This is a genomic window from Verminephrobacter aporrectodeae subsp. tuberculatae At4 (genome assembly GCF_000193225.1).
In the GTDB taxonomy this organism is placed as follows: Bacteria; Pseudomonadota; Gammaproteobacteria; order Burkholderiales; family Burkholderiaceae_C; genus Acidovorax; species Acidovorax aporrectodeae.
On record NZ_AFAL01000610.1, the window covers coordinates 1 to 215 of the forward strand.

1 protein-coding gene is annotated in these 215 nt (G+C 66.5%); it reads left to right on the top strand.

All coding sequences use genetic code 11. The features are described from left to right. A partial coding sequence (locus tag VTU_RS33810) for a hypothetical protein (protein ID WP_010107097.1) occupies positions 1-215 on the top strand: 215 nt, incomplete at both ends.

The window sequence follows — 215 nt, forward strand, 5'->3', positions numbered from 1 at the left end:
ACCATCGTGCAAGACCTCAAACGCGACCTGGTGGGATTGAGCCAGCTACGCACGGGCAACGGAATCGAGGCGCACTACCAGCGCAGCCAAGAAGGCGTACTGGCGCGCGTCGTGTATCGCCGGACGCAGCCAATGCAAACGGCGCGGCGCGCGGCCGCGGCAGAACTGCTGGGCGAAACCAGCCAACTGCTGCTGGGAGTCCGCAGCGCACACGC